Source organism: Shewanella sp. MF05913 (assembly GCF_059758095.1).
Genome location: NZ_JCAYNT010000002.1, coordinates 328,323 through 353,320 on the forward strand (window position 1 = coordinate 328,323; position 24,998 = coordinate 353,320).

The 24,998-nt window shown below is 40.4% G+C and carries 18 protein-coding genes and 1 pseudogene; 9 read left to right on the plus strand and 10 right to left on the minus strand.

All coding sequences use genetic code 11. From position 1 onward, the window contains the following. Window positions 1-86: 86 nt before the first annotated feature. Complete coding sequence (locus AC19MV_RS04855) at window positions 87-1,037, minus strand: LysR family transcriptional regulator (protein ID WP_432404277.1); 951 nt, start codon at window positions 1,035-1,037, stop codon at window positions 87-89. Window positions 1,038-1,146: 109 nt separating this feature from the next. Here AC19MV_RS04855 and AC19MV_RS04860 point away from each other — a divergent pair, with 109 nt between their 5' ends. After that, entirely contained in the window at window positions 1,147-2,727 is a 1,581-nt protein-coding gene (locus AC19MV_RS04860; protein ID WP_498306059.1) for an isocitrate lyase, read from the plus strand. Window positions 2,728-3,051: 324 nt separating this feature from the next. On the opposite strand, the gene AC19MV_RS04865 is transcribed toward AC19MV_RS04860, so the two are convergent. Then, window positions 3,052-4,008, minus strand: coding sequence for a GlxA family transcriptional regulator (locus AC19MV_RS04865; RefSeq protein ID WP_498306061.1), 957 nt, complete (start codon window positions 4,006-4,008; stop codon window positions 3,052-3,054). A gap of 100 nt (window positions 4,009-4,108) precedes the next feature. Here AC19MV_RS04865 and AC19MV_RS04870 point away from each other — a divergent pair, with 100 nt between their 5' ends. The 5 genes from AC19MV_RS04870 (at window position 4,109) to drt3b (ending at window position 10,332) form a co-directional block, all read left to right on the plus strand. Further along, a complete protein-coding gene (locus tag AC19MV_RS04870) occupies window positions 4,109-4,669 on the plus strand; it encodes an HD domain-containing protein (protein WP_498306063.1) in 561 nt (186 codons plus the stop codon). 262 nt (window positions 4,670-4,931) lie between these two features. Continuing rightward, a complete protein-coding gene (locus AC19MV_RS04875; RefSeq protein ID WP_498306065.1) occupies window positions 4,932-6,152 on the plus strand; it encodes an amidase family protein in 1,221 nt (406 codons plus the stop codon). A 528-nt stretch (window positions 6,153-6,680) separates the two neighbouring features. Next, window positions 6,681-7,136, plus strand: coding sequence for a hypothetical protein (locus AC19MV_RS04880; protein WP_498306067.1), 456 nt, complete (start codon window positions 6,681-6,683; stop codon window positions 7,134-7,136). Window positions 7,137-7,214: 78 nt separating this feature from the next. Beyond that, a complete protein-coding gene (drt3a, locus tag AC19MV_RS04885) occupies window positions 7,215-8,396 on the plus strand; it encodes an antiviral reverse transcriptase Drt3a (protein WP_498306069.1) in 1,182 nt (393 codons plus the stop codon). Beyond that, a complete protein-coding gene (gene drt3b / locus AC19MV_RS04890; protein WP_498306071.1) occupies window positions 8,389-10,332 on the plus strand; it encodes an antiviral reverse transcriptase Drt3b in 1,944 nt (647 codons plus the stop codon). Before drt3a ends, drt3b begins: the two co-directional genes overlap by 8 nt. A 474-nt stretch (window positions 10,333-10,806) precedes the next feature. On the opposite strand, the gene AC19MV_RS04895 is transcribed toward drt3b, so the two are convergent. Further along, the gene (locus tag AC19MV_RS04895; RefSeq protein ID WP_498306073.1) at window positions 10,807-11,391 is read right to left on the minus strand and encodes a hypothetical protein; all 585 of its coding nucleotides are present in this window, start codon (window positions 11,389-11,391) and stop codon (window positions 10,807-10,809) included. A gap of 804 nt (window positions 11,392-12,195) precedes the next feature. Between AC19MV_RS04895 and AC19MV_RS04900 the strand changes: the two genes are divergently transcribed. Beyond that, the gene (locus AC19MV_RS04900; RefSeq protein ID WP_498306075.1) at window positions 12,196-12,771 is read left to right on the plus strand and encodes a porin family protein; all 576 of its coding nucleotides are present in this window, start codon (window positions 12,196-12,198) and stop codon (window positions 12,769-12,771) included. A gap of 94 nt (window positions 12,772-12,865) precedes the next feature. Then, window positions 12,866-13,144: pseudogene (locus AC19MV_RS04905) on the plus strand (IS4 family transposase); the annotation flags it as partial. A 1,073-nt stretch (window positions 13,145-14,217) separates the two neighbouring features. On the opposite strand, the gene AC19MV_RS04910 reads toward AC19MV_RS04905, so the two are convergent. Together AC19MV_RS04910 and AC19MV_RS04915 are read right to left on the minus strand one after the other, a co-directional pair. Beyond that, window positions 14,218-14,823 (minus strand): mobile mystery protein B, encoded by a 606-nt coding sequence (locus AC19MV_RS04910; protein ID WP_498306077.1) that lies wholly within the window; start codon window positions 14,821-14,823, stop codon window positions 14,218-14,220. A 2-nt stretch (window positions 14,824-14,825) separates the two neighbouring features. Further along, window positions 14,826-15,419 (minus strand): mobile mystery protein A, encoded by a 594-nt coding sequence (locus tag AC19MV_RS04915; RefSeq protein WP_498306079.1) that lies wholly within the window; start codon window positions 15,417-15,419, stop codon window positions 14,826-14,828. A 283-nt stretch (window positions 15,420-15,702) separates the two neighbouring features. On the opposite strand from AC19MV_RS04915, the gene AC19MV_RS04920 reads away from it, so the two are divergent. Further along, window positions 15,703-17,016, plus strand: a complete 1,314-nt coding sequence (locus tag AC19MV_RS04920) for a DKNYY domain-containing protein (RefSeq protein ID WP_498306081.1) — start codon at window positions 15,703-15,705, stop codon at window positions 17,014-17,016. A 373-nt stretch (window positions 17,017-17,389) separates the two neighbouring features. On the opposite strand, the gene gcvP is transcribed toward AC19MV_RS04920, so the two are convergent. The 5 genes from gcvP to AC19MV_RS04945 all read right to left on the minus strand — a co-directional run bounded on the left by gcvP (window position 17,390) and on the right by AC19MV_RS04945 (window position 24,985). Then, window positions 17,390-20,278 carry an aminomethyl-transferring glycine dehydrogenase gene (gcvP, locus tag AC19MV_RS04925; RefSeq protein ID WP_498306083.1) on the minus strand — a complete coding sequence of 963 codons (2,889 nt, stop codon included), beginning with the start codon at window positions 20,276-20,278 and terminating at the stop codon, window positions 17,390-17,392. A gap of 230 nt (window positions 20,279-20,508) precedes the next feature. Further along, complete coding sequence (gene gcvH / locus AC19MV_RS04930) at window positions 20,509-20,898, minus strand: glycine cleavage system protein GcvH (RefSeq protein WP_432399866.1); 390 nt, start codon at window positions 20,896-20,898, stop codon at window positions 20,509-20,511. Between the two features lie 142 nt (window positions 20,899-21,040). After that, window positions 21,041-22,135 (minus strand): glycine cleavage system aminomethyltransferase GcvT, encoded by a 1,095-nt coding sequence (gene gcvT / locus AC19MV_RS04935; protein ID WP_498306085.1) that lies wholly within the window; start codon window positions 22,133-22,135, stop codon window positions 21,041-21,043. Window positions 22,136-22,354: 219 nt separating this feature from the next. Beyond that, entirely contained in the window at window positions 22,355-23,578 is a 1,224-nt protein-coding gene (locus AC19MV_RS04940) for an FAD-dependent oxidoreductase (RefSeq protein ID WP_498306087.1), read from the minus strand. A gap of 24 nt (window positions 23,579-23,602) precedes the next feature. After that, entirely contained in the window at window positions 23,603-24,985 is a 1,383-nt protein-coding gene (locus tag AC19MV_RS04945) for a UbiH/UbiF/VisC/COQ6 family ubiquinone biosynthesis hydroxylase (RefSeq protein ID WP_498306089.1), read from the minus strand. Between the last annotated feature and the right edge of the window lie 13 nt (window positions 24,986-24,998).

Here is a 24,998-nt window from a genome sequence, read left to right on the forward strand (position 1 = left end):
CCACTATTCACCAAAGATATGGCAAAATGGCAATTTTTGGTTGCTTTACAACATATAGGTAACTAAATGTCATAATACTAATAACATTAAACATCGCCTCTATTTATCTCTTCTGCGGTTTTAGTGATAAGTTGACGCATCCATTGATGCGCTGGATTATTCTGAAGCAAAGGGCTCCAGGCCATAGTTAATGCAATGGGTTGGATAATAAAAGGCGGCGGCACAATGCAAACCCGGTCATTATTGATATGATGACGCGCCATCTTACTTGGTATGGTTGCGATCAAATCTTGTTGCTCAGCCAACAAACACGCCGCTTGATAATGGCGAGTAAAAACGGTGATCTGACGTTTTACACCTATTCGCGTTAATGCTTCATCTACCCAACCTAAACGCTGAACATCATCTGGGTTCATCCCTACCCCAACGCCCATTCCTGTTTTACTCACCCACACATGCTTAGCTTTTAAATAACTGTCTAAAGAAAACTTCTTTAAAACAGGATTGTTCTTACTAATCAAGCAGCTAAAATCATCACTCCACAATACTTTTTGATGAAATGATTGCGGAATACTGTCGAAACGATTGATCACCATATCGACTCTTCCTTGTTCTACATCAGGGAAACTGACATCACTTGGGGTCATGATATCTAAAATAACGTTGGGCGCTTGAGTACGAAGCTTCGCAATAAGAGGTGGAATTAACGTCGCTTCAGCATAATCACTTGCCATAACACGGAAGACTTTATCACTGTCGAGTGGATCAAAATTGGCACGCGGTTGTACGGCTTTTTCCAGCCCAATAATCAACTCACTAATAATGGGCTGTAATTCATTTGCGCGTTCGGTCGGTGTCATACCCTGACTCGTGCGAATAAGTAACGGATCATCAAACAAGTTTCGTAAGCGTTTTAGGCCGTTACTCATTGCAGGCTGGGTGATCCCAAGCTGGTCTGCCGCTTTAGTAACATTTCTTTCACGCAGTAAAACATCTAAATAAACAAGGAGGTTCAAGTCGATACGAGATACATTCATATGGTGAATACCGAAAATAGTAAGTATAAATTAGGCTTATTTAACCAAATCTAGCTATTATTTTCAACGTAATCAATTGCCGCTAATCTATTTGTTAAGGAATAAACACATGACTCACTACAAAAATAATATCGATGAAGCTGCCACCTTGATTAATTCAGAAGGTAGTGCATGGAATGCCATCAACCCAGAGTCAGTCGCTCGTATGCGTCTACAAAATCGCTTTAAAACTGGGTTAGACATCGCAAAGTACACTGCCAAGATCATGCGTGAAGACATGGACAACTACGACAAAGACTCGTCACAGTACACTCAGTCTTTAGGTTGCTGGCATGGTTTTATCGCCCAACAGAAAATGATTTCGATTAAAAAACATCTTTTAACGACTAAGCGTCGTTACTTATACCTTTCAGGTTGGATGGTAGCGGCACTGCGCAGTGAGTTTGGTCCATTACCTGACCAATCAATGCATGAAAAAACCTCTGTAGCTGCGTTAATTAAAGAGCTATACACCTTCCTACGTCAAGCTGATGCCCGTGAACTAGGTGGTCTTTTCCGCGAATTAGATAGTGCTAAAGAGTCAGATAAAGCCGCGATTCAACACAAAATTGAAAACTTCGAAACCCACGTTGTACCGATTATTGCCGACATTGATGCCGGTTTTGGTAACGAAGAAGCCACTTACTTAATGGCAAAACAGATGATTGAAGCCGGTGCTTGTTGTATTCAATTAGAAAACCAAGTGTCAGACGTAAAACAGTGTGGCCACCAAGACGGTAAAGTCACCGTGCCACATGTTGAGTTTTTAGCAAAAATTAATGCCGTCCGTTATGCATTTTTAGAACTTGGTATCGATGACGGCGTCATTGTTGCGCGTACCGATTCATTAGGCGCTGGCTTAACGCAAAAAATTGCTGTCACTAAAGAAGCTGGCGATCTAGGCGATTTATACAATAGCTTCCTTGAAGTTGAAGCCGTTGATGCTGCAAAACTTGAAAATGGTGATGTGGTATTCAAGCAAGGTGGCAAACTGGTTAAACCGGCTCGTCTACCAAATGGCTTATTTAAGTTCCGTGCTGGTACCGGTGAAGAGCGTTGTGTACTTGACTGTATTACCTCATTGCAAAATGGCGCTGATTTATTGTGGATTGAAACTGAAAAGCCTCATGTATCGCAAATCGGTGGCATGGTTAACGAAATCCGTAAAGTTATCCCTAACGCTAAGCTTGTTTATAACAACTCGCCATCGTTTAACTGGACGCTTAACTTCCGTCAGCAAGTATTTGATGCGATGCAAAAAGCAGGACAAGACGTATCAGCTTACGACCGCGCGCAATTAATGAGTGTGGACTACGATGGCACTGAGCTTGCTATCCAAGCTGATGAAAAAATTCGTACTTTCCAAGCTGATTCGGCACGTGAAGCAGGCATTTTCCATCACCTTATTACACTACCGACTTACCATACAGCTGCACTGTCTACCGACAACTTGGCTAAAGAATACTTCGGTGACCAAGGTATGTTGGGTTATGTTGCCAATGTTCAACGTAAGGAAATCCGTCAAGGTATCGCCTGTGTTAAACATCAAAACATGGCTGGTTCAGACATGGGTGATGCACATAAAGAGTACTTCTCTGGTGACCAAGCGCTTAAAGCGTCTGGTAAAGACAACACAATGAACCAGTTCTAAGACAGCTTTTATAACTGCTTGTGTAGACTGATCTTGTAAATAGCTTTTGTAGAAAGTGAATTACCCAAATAGTGATTAGCTTAAGCGATGTTTTTGAAGTGAACATGACTAACAGCGAAAACTAAACCCAAAAGGCCTGCTTAAAATAAGCAGGCCTTTTTATGTGTCACTTACAGGTAAAATGATACGGTAATCATCATGCTAAAATCAGCCTCTTTTTATTTCTGCTCACAGGGCGAGTCTGCCAAGTTAGTCTCTTCAATGGTCATTGCGACTTAAAATAAAACTGACCATGCTTCTTACAACGCACTGTCAAATAAGAGGTTAGTCACTCGCAATTTTACTTCTAAACAAATTTCGCCAAGCATTAGGAGTTGTATCAAATCGCTGTTTAAAGTGTTTACGAAATATTTGCTCTGAGCTAAACCCTGCTTGTTCTGATATATGAGTAATAGACAAGGCTGTTGACTCTAGTAACTCCTGACTACGATTTAGCCGTAAATTATTCAACCATAGTTTGAAGCTGATCCCTTGGTTAGCTTTAAAATAGCGACTAAAGCTTCGAATACTCATAGCACAATATGAAGCCACCCACTCTATTGAGTAATCATCAGTTAGGTTAGTCTGAATGTAATCAATTAATTTAGCTAACCGCTCATCACTTGCTCGTTCAATGGTGGGTTGCTCTATGTATTGGTTTTGACCGCCATTCCTTTCAGGTGATGACACCATCATCCTGGCTATTCGGTTTGCTTTCTTTATGCCGTAAAAATATTTAACGATATATAAACAACAGTCTATTGCAGCAGCGCTGCCAGCAGAGGTAATAATATTGTCCTGCACTATAAATAATGGGTTACTTTCAAAATGAACCAGTGGAAACTTTAATGGAAAATCTTCGCTCATTTTCCAATGGGTTGTTGCTCGTTTTTCATTTAATAAACCAGCATAGCCCAGTGCGTAAGCACCTAAGCATAAACCGATTATCATTTTGTTAAGATGAGAGAGCTGATTCATTAGTGTGATCAGTTTGGTGCTTGGCGGTACTTCGGGGTTCCAACTGGGAAAAATAACGATATCAGCATGTTTGATAATTGAAAAATCTTCTTCAACAATGAAGCTAAGACCATTAGCGAAACTTAATTGTCCTTTCTGCTCTGCACAGATTTTCACGTCAAATAATTTGTCATTGTTTAATACCGCATCGTTGAAAATAGCCGTAGGAACAGATAAGTGAAACATACTAATTTCATTGTAAACCACGATAACTACGTTGATCATATCAAGCTGGCCTAAAAGTAATGTTATGTGTCATTTTAACCATTATAGCCCTAACTGAAAGCCTTTAAACTGACCTCATTGAATTAATAGAGGTGTAAAAATGAACGTTGTAATGAGCTATCCACTTGTAGATGAAATTTTAGAAACGTATAAACATGTCATAAAAAGCGACTTTACTGGCTATCGTAATCATGTCACCCGAATGCTTAATTTTTGCCATTATTTAATGCCAGAAATTACAATGGAAGAGAGCAAAAAAATACAAATTGCTGCAGCCTTTCATGATATTGCATTATGGACACATGACAGGGTGGACTATTTAGTCCCATCGTATCAAGACTGTCATCAATATCTTGAACAGGAAGGTTTAGATGTCTGGAAAGAAGAGATTCAAATCATTATTGATATGCATCATTTACTCTTTGCCTATAAAGGGCCGTATGAAAAGTTAGCTGAAGTATTTAGAAAAGCTGATTTAATCGATTTTTCATTGGGTCTGGTTAAAAACGGTGTCGATAAGGCTTTTATTAAGCAGGTTCGCAGTGCAATACCCAATGCAGGATTTCATAAAACATTAATGCGATTTACTATGGTGCAACTTGGTCGTAACCCGCTCAATCCTGTGCCCATGATGCGCTTTAAAAACATTTATAAAAAATAATGTCATGCAAAGGTTTGTTTTTGTAAATTCAATGTGAACGGCTGTAATGAGCTTTTATTATCATAAGGATTGTTTAATGTAAAAATAGTAATACTATTTAACGTTAATACATACTTATACTAAAGACTACGCAGATTATCCTCAAATGAATAAGCCATTGATATTAAAGTAGTTTTTATGTATGGGATAATAACAAACTGTTAGGTGCATAATTTACCAAGTATCCTTTTTACCATCGAAAGCAGTTATGTTGAGGAAAGTAATGACTCAGAATACCTATAGCTTTACATCATCAGGTGCGTTTGTTGAAGTGTTCTCTTTGAAGCCATATAAAAAAGGTCTGTTAGATGGGCTTACTTTTGCGGTTAAAGATAATATTGATATAGGAGGTTATAAAACCTCGTTTGGGAGTAAGCCGTGGAGTTCTGAACATAAAGCTCCAGTTTACAACGCTATTTGCGTTGAACAACTCTTAGCCGTTGGTGCTACTTGCCTAGGTAAGACCATTGCAGATGAATATACATACAGTTTGGATGGGGAAAGTTATTTCTTTGGTACTCCAATAAATCCAAAAGCCCCTAATAGAGTACCAGGAGGATCATCTAGCGGTTCTGCATCAGCGGTTGCTTGCGGATTGGTTGATTTCTCAATCGGTACTGATTCAGCGGGATCAATTCGAGTCCCCGCTAGCTTCTGTGGTATATGGGGGATGAGACCTACGTTACACCGTATATCTGAAGCAGGTGTATTACCATTCATGCCGAGTGTAAGTACCGTTGGGGCATTCTCAAATGACATAAATATACTTGAAAACGTCATGCGTACGATGCTCCGCAGTGAAAATGAAAATCCAGAAGATATACTTAATATTTATTTATTAGAAGATGCTTTTTCTATTGCCGATGCTGAAGTGAGTTGTGCTATTAAGAAAAAAATATCACATTTATTTGAAAGTGAAGGAGTAGTTATAACCTCAATTACTCTGAGTGACATCGTTGGTGAAGAAATTGATCTTAATATTTCTAACAGACAGGCTTTAAGAGTTTTACAGACAGCTGAATTTGCAAATACTGTAGGCGGTTGGATTGAGACTTTCTCTCCTGAAAAAGGACCAGGATTTTCAGCAGCGTACGAAAATATTCGAAACTTTGATAGGACGGAGCTAAGTAATGCTCTGTTACTATGTGAAAAGATTTTTAATAAAATATCCAGCTTCACTAAGAAGGGAGATCTATTTTTATTTCCCACAACACCAACAGTTGCGCCATTAAAAGGTTCTCTTAATAATCTGGATAGCGTATTAGATTTTTATGATAGAACTATGGCAATCTCATCATTTGCAGGGATCGGAGGAATTCCCGAAATATCGATTCCTTTGGCTACAGTAAATGGTGCTCCAGTTGGCTTGTCCGTGGCCGCTGGGCGTTATCAGGATGAGTTTTTGCTTTCTTCAGTAAAAAAATTATTCTCTCAAAATATATAGAAAATATCGTATAAAAAAATGCATCTAAGGGTTTTCAAGGCGCAGAATAAGTGGGGTCCAGAGTAAACTTAAATTCAATGAACCAGTTCTAAGACAGCTTTTATAACGGCTTGTGTAGACTGATCTTGTAAATAGCTTTTGTAGAAAGTGACTTACCCAAATAGTGACTAGCTTAAGCGATGTTTTTGAAGTGAACATGACTAACAGCGAAAACTAAACCCAAAAGGCCTGCTTAAAATAAGCAGGCCTTTTTTATGTGTCACGTACAGGTAAAGTAGTAGCAGTGTCATTACAGCTGATTCTACGCCTTCTTTACAGATACCCATTAAGAAACACACTGATACAAGCCATTATTCTGCAATGATATTTTTGACGACTGCAACAGCCCATTTAGCTCAACTGCACGCTTAACGATTGATGAAAATTTCCACTTACATTATTGCCAAACTCGGAGTATATTAATCCAGCAGATTCATGGATTTAGAATTGCGACCAACTACTTAGGTCACATTACGTGCAAGGACGACAATGACAAGTTTATCCTCCAGTTTATTATCAGTAGCCATTGTTCTTTCGAGCATGTTCGTCACCCTTGGGGTGATGTTTGTATTGCTGAAACATCGCGACAGCACGGTAAAACTACCTGTCGACCGAGACCAACTTCAACGTATTCCCGCATTTGGCTTACAGACACTGTATTTTAAAGTCAGCCGCTTATGCTTTCTGTCGTGGAGCAGTTTTAGTCCAACTGAACAAATAACGCGACAAACAATACTCGCTGCACTGCCATTCAATCATTTGTTAGCTATCTGGCGAACATTCACCAACAAAGAACCCACTAACCAAGTAAATGCACCGTTTTCACTTGTTTGTAGTAGAAAGCTGAAGAATATGCAGTTGGTTAAAACCATACCATCTGTAAGTACACAACAACTCAACCAACAACAAGTTGATGCGATTGTGTATCAAGTGCTGCAGCAGTGATTGGGGAAGAGTGAAGTTTGGAAATGATGAAATCGCGGAATGACTACTTTGACTCAATTAAGACAATAGGCTTTAGTAATGCTGAAACAAGTTTTTGATAGAGAACAATTAACTAAATCACTGTCATCATCAGATATTTGGCAATGGGATTTACTATCACACTATGGAGATATTGAAGCTGCAATAGATCATATTTTACAGTACTGGAAAGCTACTGATTTCGTTTTGTCTCCAATTGACATTGGACAGGCAAGAAACAAAGCTATTTATATACCTTCAAAAATGGAAGATTTTTTTTCCATTAAGTTACTAGATAGATTTATTAGGCGAATTTATAAAGTTCAGCAAGCAGATAGAAACAGAATAATCAGGCAGTTAATCACCTTATTAAAGGATTCTGGCAAATATCATATTATTAGGCTGGATATTAAAGATTGTTTTGAAAAAATAAATTTAAAAATGATGTTCGATAAATTTGAAAATGAAACTATCCTCGCACCTGAATGTATAAAATTACTATATGACATTCATAATGATCTTGTTAGTAACCACGGCCTCAATGGTTTACCTAGAGGGCTATCCATAAGTCCAACTCTTGCAGAGCTTTATTTAGAAACATTAGACAAAAAAATAGCCTCGCATTCAAACGTAATATATAACGCAAGATACGTAGATGATCTAATAATCATCATACCGACAGGGAAAGAGAATAGTGTACAAAATGATATAGTTACATACATGAACGAAATGGGATTAAGTCTAAATGAAAATACTGACAAATATTTTAGTGGTGCGACTAACTCAGCAGAGTTTGACTACTTAGGTTATTCAATAAAAGTTTCATCTAGGAATGGTAAGTCTAACCTTGTAAATTTGAAAGTTTCGAAATCAAAGCTAAACATAATAAAAAGAAGAATAGCACTAAGCTTCATAGACTTTAAAAAAACAAATAACTTGTCAATTTTAAAAAGAAGAATTGAATACCTTTGCATGTTAAAAACTGTCAAGAAAGGTAAAAATGGAAATTTACTCGCGGGACTTGCGCACAACTATCAATATGTAACTGATAATTTTGAATGTTTAAAACCTGTTGACGGTTTTTTATGCAAACAAATATCCAGCTCTAGATTCAAACTTACCCTAAATGAACAAAATACTATAAAAAAAATATCTATATATGTAAACGCAAAGAATAGAAATGTTGGTAAATTTAGTCGAAATAAAACGGCTCAATTAATGAGGGCATGGAAGAATGTCTAAAATAATCAAGGTTAATACTAAAGATAAACTCAGAGCCTTACTTACAGAAGTTTTGCCTTATGAATTACCACTATGGTTCTCAAATTTCACTATGTACCAGAGGTTTAATACTCCAATTCATCTAAGTGCATACAAAGCCATTTCTGGTATAGACTTTAACAATAACACTGGTGTTTATATACCTTTAGACTATTTAGTAAGTCGAGGTGGTAACAAACCACCAAGGGCTATATCAATTATGCATCCTGTATCTCAATTAAAAGTTTGTGAATTTTACTCTGAATTTGATGATCTCATTGAATATTACTGTACAAAGTCTAAATATTCTTTAAGGCATCCGTATAGGAAAACAACAAAATTTTATGGAAAAAACCAAGAGGGATCAAAATTAGTTGATGGAGTTGAAAATGTGGACGAAGAACGTATTGTTTCAAGTTCATATTTCAAATACAAAAAATATCCTTTTCTTTACCGTTTTTTTGAATCTTATGAACACCATAAACTTGAAAAAAAATTTCATAGCATGCTCCAAGTAGATATATCAAAATGTTTTCCTAGCATTTATACACACTCAATAGGTTGGGCAGTAAAAAGCAAACAATTAGCCAAAGCAAAACCACGTGCTAATGGTGATTTCGATGGTGAATTCGACAACTTAATGCAACTTACTAATTATCGCGAAACTAACGGAATTATAATAGGACCTGAAATAAGTAGAATCTTTGCTGAGGTGATTTTACAAAAAATAGACTTAAATTTAGTTAATAAAATGTCTGATAATGAATTTCAAGTTTCAAAGGACTATAATTTTAGACGCTACGTCGATGATTACTTTGTTTTCTATAGATCAGAGGAAGTAAGAACTGCATTCGTAAAAGCACTAGAAGCAAGCCTTTTAGAATATAAAATGTATCTAAATGAAGCTAAAACAACTATAGTAACCCGCCCTTTTGCCACAGACATATCTTTAGCTAAACATACTTTAAAAAATACCGTGAGCGAATACTTTAATTCACGATATATAGAATTAAATAAAGAATCAGAATCGATTGTAAAATTAAGCAGACCAAGTTCTGTAGCCAATAAAATTATCGCAGAACTAAAAATGGCTTTAGCCAATTACAAGGTAAGTTATAACTCCATATCCAATTATTTGTTTAGTGCTATTACAAAAAGAATGCTTTCATATCTAACAAAAGTTGAAAAAATACCTAATAAAGAAGAATATCATTTAAATTGGTTACTAGTTGATTTAGATGTTTTGTTTTTCATCCATGCTATGGATATTAGAATCAGGCCAACCGATAGATTAGGCAGGATAATTAACATCCTTATTGAAAAGACATCAGACTGGCCTCTAAATCATAAGGAGATAGTTCACAAGAAAATATTTGACCATGTAAAACAAGCAATAAATATATTTATTGACCACGAAAATGATATGATTGGACTTGAGACGTTGAATCTATTGATTATTTTAACTATGTTACCAAAAAAGTATCAATTAAAAGAAATTAAATTAAAACAATACTTAGGTAGTTTAGTGAAAAACTCAGATACAAATGACTTCTACTTCCGCTGGATAACGTTCATGTTATATATCGAAGGAAACGCTGAATTTGATGCATTACGACAAGAACTAACAAGCGAAGCAAAGAAATACCTTTTAAATCACTCCGATATGTTTACTGATTCTGAATACTTTATGTTTTATTTTGACTTTCTAGCTTGTCCATTTATTGACGAAAATGAAAGACTCGCACTAATGGAGCTTGTTAAAGAAATCACTTTTGATAGTAAACAAAAACTAGTACAATATAATATTAAATCTAATAGCCCAATTGTCTTAAACAAAGATTTTATTGTAAGCTGGAGAGATCCCGAATATCTAAAAAATAGCCTAGAGAAAAAAGAATACATTTTCTCTTACAACTAGTTTATGTCGCCTTCCTCCGTATGTTTCTGCGTTTGCTTTTTGAATGCAAGGACTAAGGGAAACCTAAGTCACACACACGATGGGAGGTGGGCGGCGCCCAACTCATAACAGATGTAATTCTAATAAGTGGGGGCAGAACCTAGCACCCCACAAAAGAATGAATAAAATAATGAGATAGGTTAAAAACTTAGGAACATTCATGGCATTGGGTGATAAAATTTATCGCCAAACAAAAATTACCACGCGTAAATGCCATGAATGCAAAACACCTTTTATCAAAATGCCTCTCACTTGTCACCCGCCCTTTTATCGCAAAAGATGCACAAAAGAAGCGCAAAAGATGCACAAAAGATACACAAAACTCTCCGACAAAGTCTGTTCTCTGCCATTGAAAGCTCAATGAATGGTAGAGCACCATAAGGTATACACTGTAATAATTATGGATGTCTATGTTATTTGTGATGTTATTTTTGCCTACGTACAAAACGTAATAGGTTTAAAATGACCAGGCTTATCTTCAACAAGCTCTAACACGTTTAGGTCTTCCATAAATGTAAAAAAATCATCATTGTCATTAAGTTTTAAATACACATTTAATTCATTATTATTATTGGAGAACTGACTGTTTTTACATGCCGACTCGACGCTCAGATTAAAACTACCAGCACCATCGCTATTGTTAATTCTATATTTCTTTACAATGTCCTGCCCATGTCGCATTTTTAACGCATCATCTTTTGTCAATTTTAAAATAAAAAACTTACTGTCATTATTGCTTTTTTGCCTCAACTCATCAGGTAATACATATTGATCATTCACTTCTACAAAAAATTCATGCTCAAAACTATAGTTAGGGTCATTAGTTTTAAAGCTAAATGTAATCACTACATCGTTATTATTAACAACTATTCCATTTGGGGCTTGAACAGCGACAACAATCTCACCAGGTTCAAGTTCTAATGGATTGACACTCATCATTTTATACATTGTTGTTAGCGGTATACTACTGCACCCAGAAACAGCCAAAAAAATCATTAAAAATACAAATATACGCTTCATAATCCTTAATTACCTTGTTAAAAATAAACCAATTTGAAATCTATTTAAAATTTCTTCAGAAAAATTTAAAACATACACTCTTTTAATTTAAAGCTGTCACTTTGTTGTACTTATCATTGACATCACATCAGTGCATAAGTTCATAAGTCGGGGCAGAGCCTGACACCCCAAAAAAGAATGAATAAAATAATGAGATAGGTTAAAAACTAAGGAACATTCATGACCTTTGGTGATCAAATTTATCGCCAAACAAAAATTACCACCAGTAAATGCCATGAATGCAAAACACCCTTTATCAAAATGCCTCTCACTTGTCACCCGCCCTCTTAACACAAAAGATGCGCAAAAGATGCACAAAACTCACCGACAAAGTCTGTTATCTGCCATTGAAAGTGTCCAGTTTAGCTTGACCAGTACAGTGGCCGCAGACCTAGAGACATAAAACCAAAGAGTAAAGGAATATCATTGTAACGAATATAGTTTGTCTTTTCCGAAAACGATAAAATATCTCGTAACACATTGATAACATTGCGTTACTATATGAAAAAATTACAATCCAATCAGAAATAAATACCGTTTTACGTTATCACGACCTCTTTAAGCAGGTAAAAAATAAGCACTATCATTGAGAATATATAATCTTCCCCCACCGTTACTCACAAAAAGCTAAACGTAACCAATTGATATTAAGATAAATTCCACAGTAAAACAAAAAGTTCTCTGTTACTTTTATAAAGTTGGCATCCGTCTTGTAACTAGCTTGATGTAATTAGATGTATTTACGTAATTAACTAGGAGTACCTTATGAAAAATACGATTATTACTTTAGCTGGACTTATTTCGTTAGCCTCTTTTAGTACTTTTACTCACGCTGATGATTTCAAGAAAGACGGAGCAGAAAATGGCGTTTATGTCGGCGCTAATTATGGTTACCTAAAAGTCGATGGCGAAGATGACTTTGACGACGACAATGATGTTCTCCAGGGCCTAGTCGGTTATCGCTTCAATAAGTACCTAGCGCTGGAAGGTAGCTATATTGATTTTGGTCGTTACGGCAACAACTTATCTAGTGCTAAAACAGATGGTTATACCGCAGGCTTAAAAGTGACATTGCCAATTGCTGATCGAGTAGAGTTGTATGCTAAAGGTGGTCAGTTATGGTATTCAACAGATTATGACGTAGTCGGATTTTCTGGCAATAAAGATGATGAAGGTGTATTTGCTGGAGCAGGTGTTGCGTTTAAGGTAACAGAGCGTTTTTTAATTAATGCCGAATACAGTTGGTATGATGCAGAAATTAATTTGGATAATGTATCTAACGGTTCCGACACAGAAACAGACTTTAAACAGGCGAGTATCGGTGTTGAATATCGTTTCTAGTGATAAGAAGAATGCTTAAATTAGCGGTTTAAAAGTAAAATCCAAAGGGTGTAATACAAATTGTGTTACACCCTTCTTTTAACGTAAATAGAGTCAGAGAAATGGGATTAAGCGGGTTGATAGGCTTTGTCGTAATCCTCATCTTCATCGTGATATTGAGTTCATTTATAACCGTATGGCCTCCTTGCTAGTCGGAAAAATGAAGCAACCCATTATTCATATCGATTGGTCAGATCTTGATGACAGAAAGCAGCATTTTCTCATTCGAGCATCTTTGACGGATCAAGGACACTCATTGACACTTTATGAAGAAATACATCAGCTAAACAAAAAAGAGAAGCCTAAAATCCATCTGCTCTTTCAGGTTAAAATTAATCATATCTTCATGCCACTTTTAGATTTTAGTGTCATACCATTTATAGGTTTTAATGCTGTGCCATTTATAGGTTTTAGTGTCTCACTCACCTGTAGTAGTTATTAACTATAGTTAAATAAACTGTATGACACTAAAAGTACAAGCAAACACCTGGATTCCGGCTCAAAAGCATTGCCGGAATGACGGAAATTAAAAAGCGAACCAACCGGTCCGCTTTTTAATGCTTTAGATATTATATCTGCAGGCTCCATTTTACTTGAGGCCGTTGAAGACTCTTTGCAAGTGAATGCGTGAGCCTGACAGGACGTCAGGCTAGCTTTCGCGGTACAGGATGTACCATCGGAAGCGTTAGCATTTTCGAATAAGGCCGAAGACGGTTACAAGAGCGGTCAAAAGCTGGATTCAACCACGTCGCGAAATTATCGCTTTTCAGATAATTTTGATGTGGCAGCTGGGAGATCCAAGAGGGAATAGCTGTTGGTTTCCTCTTGGTCTGGTGTGGGTGAAGCACCACGACGTTAGTGGCCGCAGGCCATAAAAGCAACAAGAAAACACCTGGATTCCGGCTAAAAAGCATTGCCGGACAGACGTAAATATAAACATTCCTGATGTATCTAAAACAAAAAAGCGACCTTTCGGTCGCTTTTAGATACTAAAACTTCAATTGAAGCCCACTACAATCATAATTGCGTCTCTGGCGAAGCTGCTCTTTACAAATATAGCTCCACGGCAGGTAAATTGAAAGCTTTCGCGCGGAGTTGACGGCTGTCAATGACCACGAAAGTTGAAAATTTAACGAAGCAGTAGCAAGACTAATAGATGAATACTAAAAAGTTGATCATCACTACTCACCTTTAGTTTCTAAACCAACCTTTACAAGGTCGTTGCAGGGCAAGCCGCAACAACATCAGTGTGACCTTAAATGAACAGGAATTAGTCAAAGATCCAGATGTTTTAGGATTAATCAAAAAAGGGCAGCAAAAATTAGCTACAGTTGCTAAATAACTGGATGTGTAGCGGTAACTGAACATCAGAGACACTTGTTTAGACTGACAAGTTAAAGGTTATTGTCACTTATGTGAGTTGCCCAGGCTCTCTAGGTATTTAACGAACGGAGCAAAATTACCTTTGTCTGCTTCCTTAAGGCAAGTGATATAAGCTTTGCGCTCTTCGCTCACTTTTTCTAGGTTGCCCTCTGCCCAGTTAAGCGGTGGTTTTTTTAGTAGAACTATGCAAACAACATCGGTAAATATACGCGAATGCCTACCGTTACCATTTGCAAAAGGATGAATCTCAACAAGTTTGTGCTGTATACGAGCGCTGAGCTCTAGATGTGAGAAATGGTTGAACTTTACCCAGCACTTGGCATCTTCTAGAAAGTTGTGAAGCTTGGGCCTGATTTGAAAGGGATCGCAGCCAATACTCAACTCTTTGTTCCGGGTGGTTCCAGCCCAGGTCCACACATCACCAAATAGGTTCTTATGAAGTGCAAGAACGAACTCAGTTGAAAAAATAGCATCCAGCGTTAAGCCAGATATACCACTAACCCATTGCTGGCCTGCTAGTATATTAGATTGTTCAAGTTCGTTAAGTTGCTCTCTTGTTGTTACGTGTGGGTGTTTCAACCCTTCCATATCATCTGGATCAAGTGGTGTCGCACCTTCTGGTTCATTCATAATCAAAATACTTTGTCTTCCTTATTTTTACCCCATAGCTTTCGCCCACCGGCACGCATAATGTCTTCGGCTAGCTCACTTATTAAGATATTTTCTTTCTCTTTGCTAACTGATTGCGCCTCTAGAAACATATTTTTAGAGGCTTTCTTTACTTCTATTTCTGCAAGCTTAAGTGCACGCTCTTGCATTGTGTCAGTAACAGCCTTTTTAGGTTTTAGAGTGTATGAGAAATCACAGTCTAGAACTTCAGCCAGTTGCTTTAACTGATTTAGCGTTATGTCGCCATCAGCCTCACGCCTTTCAAGCACCGAAATTCTATTTCTTGTCATGCCTGCTCTATCGGCTAGCTGAGCGCCTGACATATCAAGCGCCTTTCTTACTGTTCTAATCCAGCCCTCTTTAGGTATTGAGGGCAATAGCGTTCCCTTAACTGCATCAACCAGTTCTCTGTACTGTCTTAAAACCGTTTTCTTAACGGGTTGTTGCTTGTGTGGATTGCTTTGAAAAGAGTACATAGTCACCTCACCTTCCATTTTCCATTTCCCATTTCCCATTTCCCATACATTAATGTAATCTAAATTGGATACAGTTTCCACTTAATGTATCTAATTTAGATTACACAAAACAATTAAGGGTATCCAAGTATGAATACAATTTATTATTTACCGTACCTTAAAAAAAGATACAAAATATCACTTAATCACGGCCTTTTTGTGTTAACGCTTGCTGAAGTGAGTCAATTATGTCATGCGATACATTCTTTAATAGATTGTGTAATGGATTGTTGTATAACGAGATTAAATGTTGAAAGAAGATCTAAATCTTTTATTAATATGTTATTTTATGCGTAATTCAATTTAAAACTTAAGGACGAGATGAATGAAAACACTTATGTGGATAGGCACTTTTATTTTGGTTATAACTGTACTTTATCTATTAGTATTTGCTGCTTTTTCATTTTATGTTAGTAACCCCAGCACCCATAACGCTAAGGCATTTAATAGCGAAGCCAGTAATCAATATTACTTGCAAGAAGGTAAAGTGACGTTTGTTAGAAATGGAAATTTCTTTCAGCTTGGAGGCTCTGAAATTGAAGGGGCTGATTCTAATACCTTTGAAGTGATCGATGAGTCGTATGCAAAAGACATTAATTATATCTATTACGATGGGAAACCAGTTGCTGGTGCTAATCCTAACTCAGTAAAACTTGTTACATCTGAGATAAATACAAGTAGTGTAAATTCAGGTTACTTAATTAGCGGTGATAAGGTATTTTGTTATGGCGAGATAATTGAAGGCGCTGATTCAGCGTCTTTTTCCTATCTGCTTGGTTCATATGCCATGGATAAAGACTACTTGTACTACTACATTGATATCAAAATACCTCGTGAAGCGATTCCTAAGGCCATTTCAAACGCCAACAACGGATATATCCAACATGGTGAACAAGTGCTTTATCAGGGGCAGATTATTAGTAACGATGCTAATAGCTTTGAAGTAATCAGTGATGAATATGCAAAAGACTCAGCTCATGTTTATTCTAATGGGGCTATTGTTGAAAGCATGGTTCCTGATAGCTTTACGGTCATTTCTCCTTATTACAGAAAAGATAAAAACCAAGCTTATTACTTTAATAATCCCATTCCTGAAAGTGATCCCGACAGCTTTAAAGTGTTCAATGATGCCATATCAAAAGATCAGAAAAACCTCTACTACAACGGCAATATCATTCAAAATAGAAAATCATCTGAAGTCAGTCGTTCTGATGCAGATGAACTTCAAAAAATGTGGAAATGGAGACAACTTCACCTAGACCCCAAAACGGTAATAATGGCGCCTAGTGATGATATTACAAACATTACTAATAACTTTTATGCCTATAACAATGAAGTGTATACAAGGGATAAAAAACTGGAAGGTGTTAAACCAAATGACGTGATTGTTATTGATCCAGATGAGAAAGTATTTACTCGAATAGGAGAGCAAATATTTTACCATAATATCCCTATTATTGGTGCAGATGCTGATAGCTTTACCTTTATCTCAGATCGCTTCTCAAAAGATACTCATTACGTGTATTGGACTGAACACAGAGTTGTCGATGCAAACCCATCAACGTTCAAATATGAAGAGAATTTATATGCTGATGAAAATGAATTGGGTGAGTACCGATTAATAATTTCAGAATATTAATCTCTGATTTTTTCATCAGAAAAAAGTTACGCCTGATTGAACATTATGACGGGTATTTCATCCGGCTTTATTTGCAAGGAGCGGAAATATACTAGTCAACATTCTGTTGAATTATGTCCAAAAGTTTCTGGAAAGTAACAAAAGTGACAGTTTAGGCGACAACTGTCTTGAAAAATGCTGCAACACCCAACAAAAAAGCGACCCTAAGGTCGCTTTTAAATATTTGGAGCTCAATTGAATCCCACTACCACCATAATTGCGTCGCTGGCGAAGTTAATGCAAGTTAAATTGAAAGCTTTCGCGCGGAGTTGACGGCTGTCAATGAGCACGAAAGCTGAAAATTTAACGAAGCAGTAGCAAGACTAAGCAGCAATTATTCGTAGTCTGATAGAGGGACGCACGAACACATCAAATTGCGATCGCCATAAACATCATCGATGCGATTCACCGTTGGCCAAAACTTATTCGCCTTAACCGCTGCTGTTGGGAACACGGCTACTTCGCGGCTGTATGGACGTGAGTCAAACTCGGTGTCCATAATGTCTGCTAGCGTATGCGGTGCATTGTGCAGTGGGTTGTTGTCTACTGGCCACTCACCTGCTTCTACTTTGGCGATTTCGCCGCGAATAGAAATCATGGCTTCGATGAAGCGATCTAACTCAACTTTAGACTCAGATTCCGTTGGCTCAATCATTAAGGTTCCCGCTACAGGGAAACTCATGGTTGGCGAATGGAAACCGTAATCGTTAAGACGCTTAGCGATGTCCATTTCGGTCACGCCTGAGGTTTCTTTTAATGGACGTAAATCGATAATACATTCATGCGCTACACGGTCATTACGGCCGGTGAACAACACTGGGTAATGTGTTGATAGCTTTTTCATGATGTAGTTAGCGTTTAACAATGCCGTTTGGGTTGATTGCTTAATGCCTTTGGTGCCTAACAGCTTGATGTACATCCAGCTGATAGGCAGGATGCTGGCGCTGCCATATGGTGCGGCAGATACCGCGCCGTTATGGTCGCTTTCGCGGCCTGGCTTAACCACTACGTGGCCGGCAACAAATGGCGCAAGGTGCTTTTTAACACCGATAGGGCCCATACCTGGACCACCGCCGCCGTGCGGGATAGCAAAGGTTTTGTGCAAGTTTAAGTGCGATACATCTGCGCCGATAAAGCCAGGTGATGTTACCCCAACTTGTGCGTTCATGTTGGCGCCGTCTAGGTACACTTGACCGCCATATTGATGGACGATTTCGCATACTTCGCGGATAGATTCTTCGTACACACCGTGAGTCGATGGGTATGTGATCATAATGCACGATAAGCTGTCGGCTAACTCAGATGCTTTAGCGCGTAAGTCTTCTAAATCAACGTTACCTTGCTTGTCACACGCGGTGACAACCACTTTCATACCGGCAAGTTGCGCCGATGCTGGGTTGGTGCCGTGAGCAGACTGCGGAATTAAGCAAATGTCACGGTGCGCGTCGCCGCGAGACTCGTGGTATTTTCTAATGGCGAGTAAACCCGCGTATTCGCCTTGTGCGCCTGAGTTTGGTTGGATACACACTTCGTCGTAACCGGTGATTTTAACTAAATACTCAGACAGCTCATTGATTAACTGCGTGTAACCCTGGGCCTGATCTAATGGGCAGAATGGATGCATGTTGGCAAATTCTGGCCAGCTGACCGGCAGCATTTCTACAGCGGCGTTAAGCTTCATGGTGCATGAGCCTAACGAAATCATAGAGTGGTTTAAGGCTAAATCTTTATTCTCGAGACGCTTGATGTAACGCATCATCTCGGTTTCGCTCTGGTAGCGATTAAACGTTGGGTGAGTTAACACCGCATCTTGACGCACTAATGCTTCAGGAATTGACTGGCTACCATTAGCTACGATGTCAGCATCGATTACAGCAACATCTAGGCCGTGGCCTGTGCCTAAAATCACGTCGAACAATACTGCGATATCTTGACGCAGAGTGGTTTCATCTAGGCTGATACCCAATATGCCGTCGGCGTCGATACGTAAGTTAACTTGTGCGGCAATAGCGCGCTCATTGATGGCGGCTACGTCGGCGTCTTTTACGCTGATGGTGTCGAACCAGGTGTTGTTAACTAACGTTTGGCCTTTAGCTTGTAAGCCTGCGGCCAGGATGTCAGCTAAACGATTAATGCGTGATGCAATGGTTTTTAAGCCTTGTGGGCCATGGAACACAGCATAAAACGAGGCCATGTTGGCAAGCAAAATCTGCGCGGTACAAATGTTTGAGTTGGCTTTTTCGCGGCGAATATGTTGCTCGCGCGTTTGCATGGCCATACGTAATGCGCTGTTGCCGCGGGTGTCTTTTGACACTCCAATAATACGGCCTGGCATTGAACGCTTGTGTTCGTCACGGGCAACGAAGAATGCGGCGTGTGGTCCGCCGTATCCCATTGGTACGCCAAAACGTTGCGCGCTACCAAATACCACGTCTGCGCCCATGGCGCCTGGTGATTTAAGTAGCATTAACGACATAATATCAGCAGCAACGGTCACAATGACTTTGTTGTCACGCAGTGTGGCAAACAGTTCGGTGTAGTCTGTAATTTGGCCGTAACGGTTGGTGTATTGAAATAAGGCACCAAATAATTCGTAGTTTACCGCTTCATTGGCTGGGCCAACGACCACTTCAAAGCCAAAGCATTCTGCGCGGGTTTTCACTACGTCTAGGGTTTGCGGGAACACATCGTCAGCCACAAAGAAGATGTTGGCTTTTTTAGCTTTAGACACACGCTTAGCCAGCGCCATGGCTTCTGCGGCGGCGGTGGCTTCGTCGAGTAATGAGGCTGATGCAAGGTCAAGACCGGTTAGGTCCATCGACACTTGTTGGAAGTTTAAAATCGCTTCGAGACGACCTTGAGCGATTTCAGGTTGGTATGGCGTGTACGCAGTGTACCAACCTGGGTTTTCAAATACGTTACGCAAAATGACATTTGGTACTTGTACGCCGTAGTAACCCATACCGATATAGCTTTTAAAGACTGTGTTTTTGTCTGCTATGTCGCGGATATAAGCGATACCTTCGGCTTCGCCACATGAATCACCGATGGTGAGATCTTGTGGAAGGCGAATTTTACCCGGAACCGTTTGTGCGGTTAAATCGTCTAATGATTCTGCGCCAATGAAGTTCAACATTTCTTGTTGTTGTTCTGCATTTGGGCCGATATGACGAGTAAGGAAAAGTTCGTGCTGTTCTAGTTGTGTCAGGGTTTGCTTGGTCATGATAAACCTTGTTCCAAATCGACCAGTTAAGGCGGTAGGGCACAGAACTGGAAAAGGGTGAAAACGTGTAATACGTGACTAACCCGTTAAGGGTTTAAATGTTGCGCCCTCGCCCTTGGCTTATCGTTGCCATAGGTCCGAATAATAGCGCTTCATTTGGCGATGCATTTAGCGCAGTGCTAAAGATACATAGCAAAGAAGCTCCCTAGGGAGCTTCCTGTGGTTGGCGATTATTCTTCGTCAATCACTTCTTGATAACCGTCTGCATCAAGTAATGAATCAATTTCTGACTCATCTGATGGCATAATACGGAAGAACCAACCGTCGCCGAATGCGTCGCTGTTCACTAACTCTGGCGAGTCTTCTAATGCTTCGTTTACGGCAATCACGTCACCAGAAATCGGCGCGTAAATGTCTGACGCGGCTTTAACTGACTCAGCTACTGCGCAGTCTTCACCAGCAGTAACAGTGTCGCCTACTTCTGGTAATTCTACGAATACCATGTCGCCAAGAAGCTCTTGAGCATGCTCAGTGATACCTACTGTGTAGCTACCGTCTGCTTCTTTACGGATCCATTCGTGTGAAGATGCATATTTCAATTCTGCTGGAATAGTGCTCATTGCTGTTGTTCCTTTATCAAATGTTTTAGTGCTTAATCAATAATTTTTTGGGGTAAACCACAACCCGACTTAAGTAACTGCGGTGCTGTTGAAGATGTTCAATACACCGTAATACTCTAGCGCAGCAGTGGTTTACTCACACTTAAAAGGCTTGTTTACCGTTGCGCACAAAGCTGGGTGCAATCACGTTGACCGTGACGCGCTTTTTACGCATTTCAACTTCGGCGGTAGCGCCAATGCCATTAGGCACGCGGGCCATAGCGATAGAGTAACCTAACGTTGGCGAAAACGAACCGCTGGTGATCACACCTTGATGCTCTACACCGTCTGCGTCGGTAAAGAACACAGCCATATCATGGCGTAAAACGCCCTTTTCTTCCATGACTAAACCGACTAATTTTTTAGTGCCCGCGGCTTTAATGGCGGTCAGTGCGTCGCGGCCAATAAAGTCACGATCGCTTGGTTCCCACGCGACAGTCCAGCCCATGTTGGCGGCTAATGGATTGATTGACTCGTCCATGTCCTGACCGTATAGGTTCATGCCCGCTTCTAAACGTAGGGTGTCGCGTGCACCTAGGCCACATGGCTTAACGCCTGTGTCTAATAATGCTTGCCATAACGCTTCTGCTTCGGCTTCTGGAACAATGATTTCGTAGCCTGCTTCGCCGGTGTAACCGGTTGTGGCAATAAATAAGCTGCCTGACTGCACGCCAAAAAATGGCTTCATGCCGTCTACGGCTGCATTTTGCTCAGCGTTGAATACCTGTGCGGCTTTGGCTTTAGCGTTAGGGCCTTGTACGGCAATCATTGCCAGTTCAGGACGCTCGGTAACCACAACATCAAACGCAGCGGCTTGCTTGTTGATCCACGCTAAGTCTTTGTCGCGAGTGGCTGAGTTAACCACAACACGGTAGTGAGTATCGGTTAGGTAATAGGTAATAAGGTCGTCGATGATGCCAGCGCTTTCGTCTAGCATGCCACCGTAAAGGGCTTTGCCCGCAACGGTGAGTTTGGCGACATCGTTAGCAAGTAACTTACGTAAAAAGGCACAAGCTTCGTTGCCGGTTACGTCAACCACTGTCATGTGCGATACGTCGAACATGCCCGCATCTTGACGCACTGCATGGTGTTCTTCGATTTGAGAGCCGTAGTTAATCGGCATTTCCCAACCATGAAAATCAACCATTTTGGCTTTCGATTCTAAATGCTTGTTAAAAAGTACAGTTTTGCTAGCCATTATTATCCCTTTTTTTGAGGCCTTTCTTATGTAGGTCTTTGATAAAATGCGGTCAAAATTATACTCCGCAGACCTGTTTTGTATACAAAAAATTTTTCTAATCCGAGGTTTGTCGCATTAGTTTAGCTAATCCATTGCTGTAATTTTTTTACATAACTTTTTACAATAAAATGACTGATTTGACTGTATTGCCTGATATTAAACAACTTTCTACATTAGCTAAGATGAAATTGATTCGCGGCAAAGTTTAGGTAATGTCATTTTGTTACCCATAGCCTGTTTGATGAACACTGTTTTCAGCCCAGCGACATTATCGACCAGGGTTAAACCGATATCACGAATGGCTTTTTTAAGCGGGTTACTGCCGGCAAACAGTCTTTTGAAGCCTTCCATGATGGCAATCATTTCCATGGCGTCGGCTTTTCGCCAACGTTCTAGGGCGCGTAAATGGCTATATTCACCTAAATCTTTGCCTTGCTGGTGCAGTTCGTTAAAGGTGTCGACAATACTGGCCGCGTCTAAAAAGCCAAGGTTTACGCCCTGGCCAGCTAGCGGATGAATAGTATGAGCAGCGTCACCGGCTAACACCAAACGGTGGCGAGCAAAGTGGCGCGCATAACGCATACGCAGCGGGAATGATTGCCGTTCGCTCTCAACGCTACACACACCTAATCGACCATCTAAGGCAGCGGTTAAGGCTTTGCCAAATTCGACATCGTCTAAAGCTTGTAGGTGTTCGGCTTGCTCGGGCGACACCGACCACACGATGGAACATAAGTTATCTTGGTACAGTGGCAACATGGCTAATGGGCCGCCGGGTAAAAAGGCCTGTCTGGCAGTAGCGTCATGAGCAAGTTCGGTGCGCACTGTGGCGACAATAGCGTGGTGGCCGTAGTCCCAAAACGTTAATGGAATACTGCACTGCTGACGCACCCACGAGTTGGCACCGTCTGCAGCAACCACCACCGCAGCGCTGATATTGTCGCCATTGGCGAGCGTAAGCCAGGCTTCTCGCTCACCAAAGGCCACACGCTCAAGGCGTTGGTCTTCAAGGTGGGTAAGATTACTGATTTCACTGGCACGTTTGGCAAGGGCATGACTAATGGCATCGTTTTCGATAATCGAGCCTAAATAGGTTTCGCTAATGCTGTGAGCATCAAACTCAATTTTGCCTAGGCCGTCTTTGTCCCACACTGACATTTTTTGATACGGGCTAATGCGACTGTCGTCGAGGTATTGCCATGCGCCGAGATTTTCCAGCAGTTGTTGGCTGGCTTTATTGATGGCGCTAACACGTAATTTAGGTTCACCACTGACGGCCTGAGTTGTGCCTGCGTCTATTACCACCACATTCAGGTCGGCATTGGCTAACCCAATGGCAGTTGCGAGCCCGACCATACCACCGCCGACGATGGCTACATCATATGTTTTGGTTGAAAACATGGTCAATCCTTACCTTAAAATGAGTTAACGCCAGCCCATGGCAGTTTGTGCTACGGGGCGTTTTAACGGCGGCAGCCAAGACAATAAACGCAAGCCAATACTGCGCCCTGCGACTAATGGCCAATATTGATTGGAAAAGCCACGGACTAAAAATTCGATGTTACGTAAAGTGCTGTCGCGGTCTTGTTGGCGTGCGGCCAAATATTGATGCACGATGTCGCTACTGCCAAGATCGACTTTTACTTCAGTTTCACTATTGGCTTGCGTTAGCGCGGTTTCAATAACATCTAACAAGCCAACCACATCACGCAGGCCTAGGTTAAAGCCTTGCCCTGCAATAGGGTGTAACGTTTGCGCTGCATTACCGACAAACACACAGCGGTGATATATCGGCCTTGGCATGTATGACAAGGTAAGCGGATAACTGACACGCTGGCCAACATCGACAAACTGGCCGACGCGGTGGCCAAATACATGTTGTAATGCGGCTAAAAACTCGCTTTTATCGACGTTTTTCAATTCATCGGCTTGCGCTGGCGGCAATGCCCACACAAGTGAAAAACGCGATTGTCCTTTGGCAGAGTCTGTTAATTGCGCAGATGGCTGTTTTAATTGAGTTGAGGGCTCTTTTAATTGCGCTAAGGGCTCTTTTAATTGCGCTGATGGCTCTTTGGCTTGCGTCGATGATGCTTTAGATTGCGCTGAGAATGCGGTCATGTTTTGCATCGGCAGCAAGGCTAATGGGCCTGTTTGAGTAAAGCGCTCATAAGCCCAATGCTGGTGCGGTTGATTGGTGGTGACATTGGCAACGATAGCCGTTTGCTGAAAATCAACTTGTTCGGTGGTTTGGCCTAAATACTGGCGTACCACTGAGTGCGCGCCGTCTGCGGCCACCAGCAATTGACAATGTAACTGGCTGCCGTCATCTAACGACAACACATGGCCATCTTGCAGGGCCTGTAAAGCGGTGACCTTAGCGGGGCAATAAACCTGTACCGACGATTTCGCCAGTTCATCAAACAGTACGCTACCGACTTTAGCCAGTTCAACCACCTGCCCTAGCGCATCTAAGCCTAGCGGTTTGGCGTTAAGCTCAGTCATGCCAAAGTGGCCGCGATCGGACACATGGATGTTTTCAATCGGCGTGCCTAAATGCTTGAGCTTTGGCCAAATGCCTAAACGAGTCAGTTCAAAAATAGAGCCATGCGCAATGGCAATGGAGCGAGCATCAAAACCTGGGTGTTTATTGTCAGCAACATGAGCTTCAATTAAGGCGATACGCAGCGGGCGTGCGAGTGATGCAGATAACTTGGCTAACCCTAGGGCTAATGTCGCCCCAGCCATCGCGCCACCTACAATGGCAATGTCGACAGCTTGAGGTGAAGTTGAATGATGTGCTGTGGTCATACGCTGCGCCGCT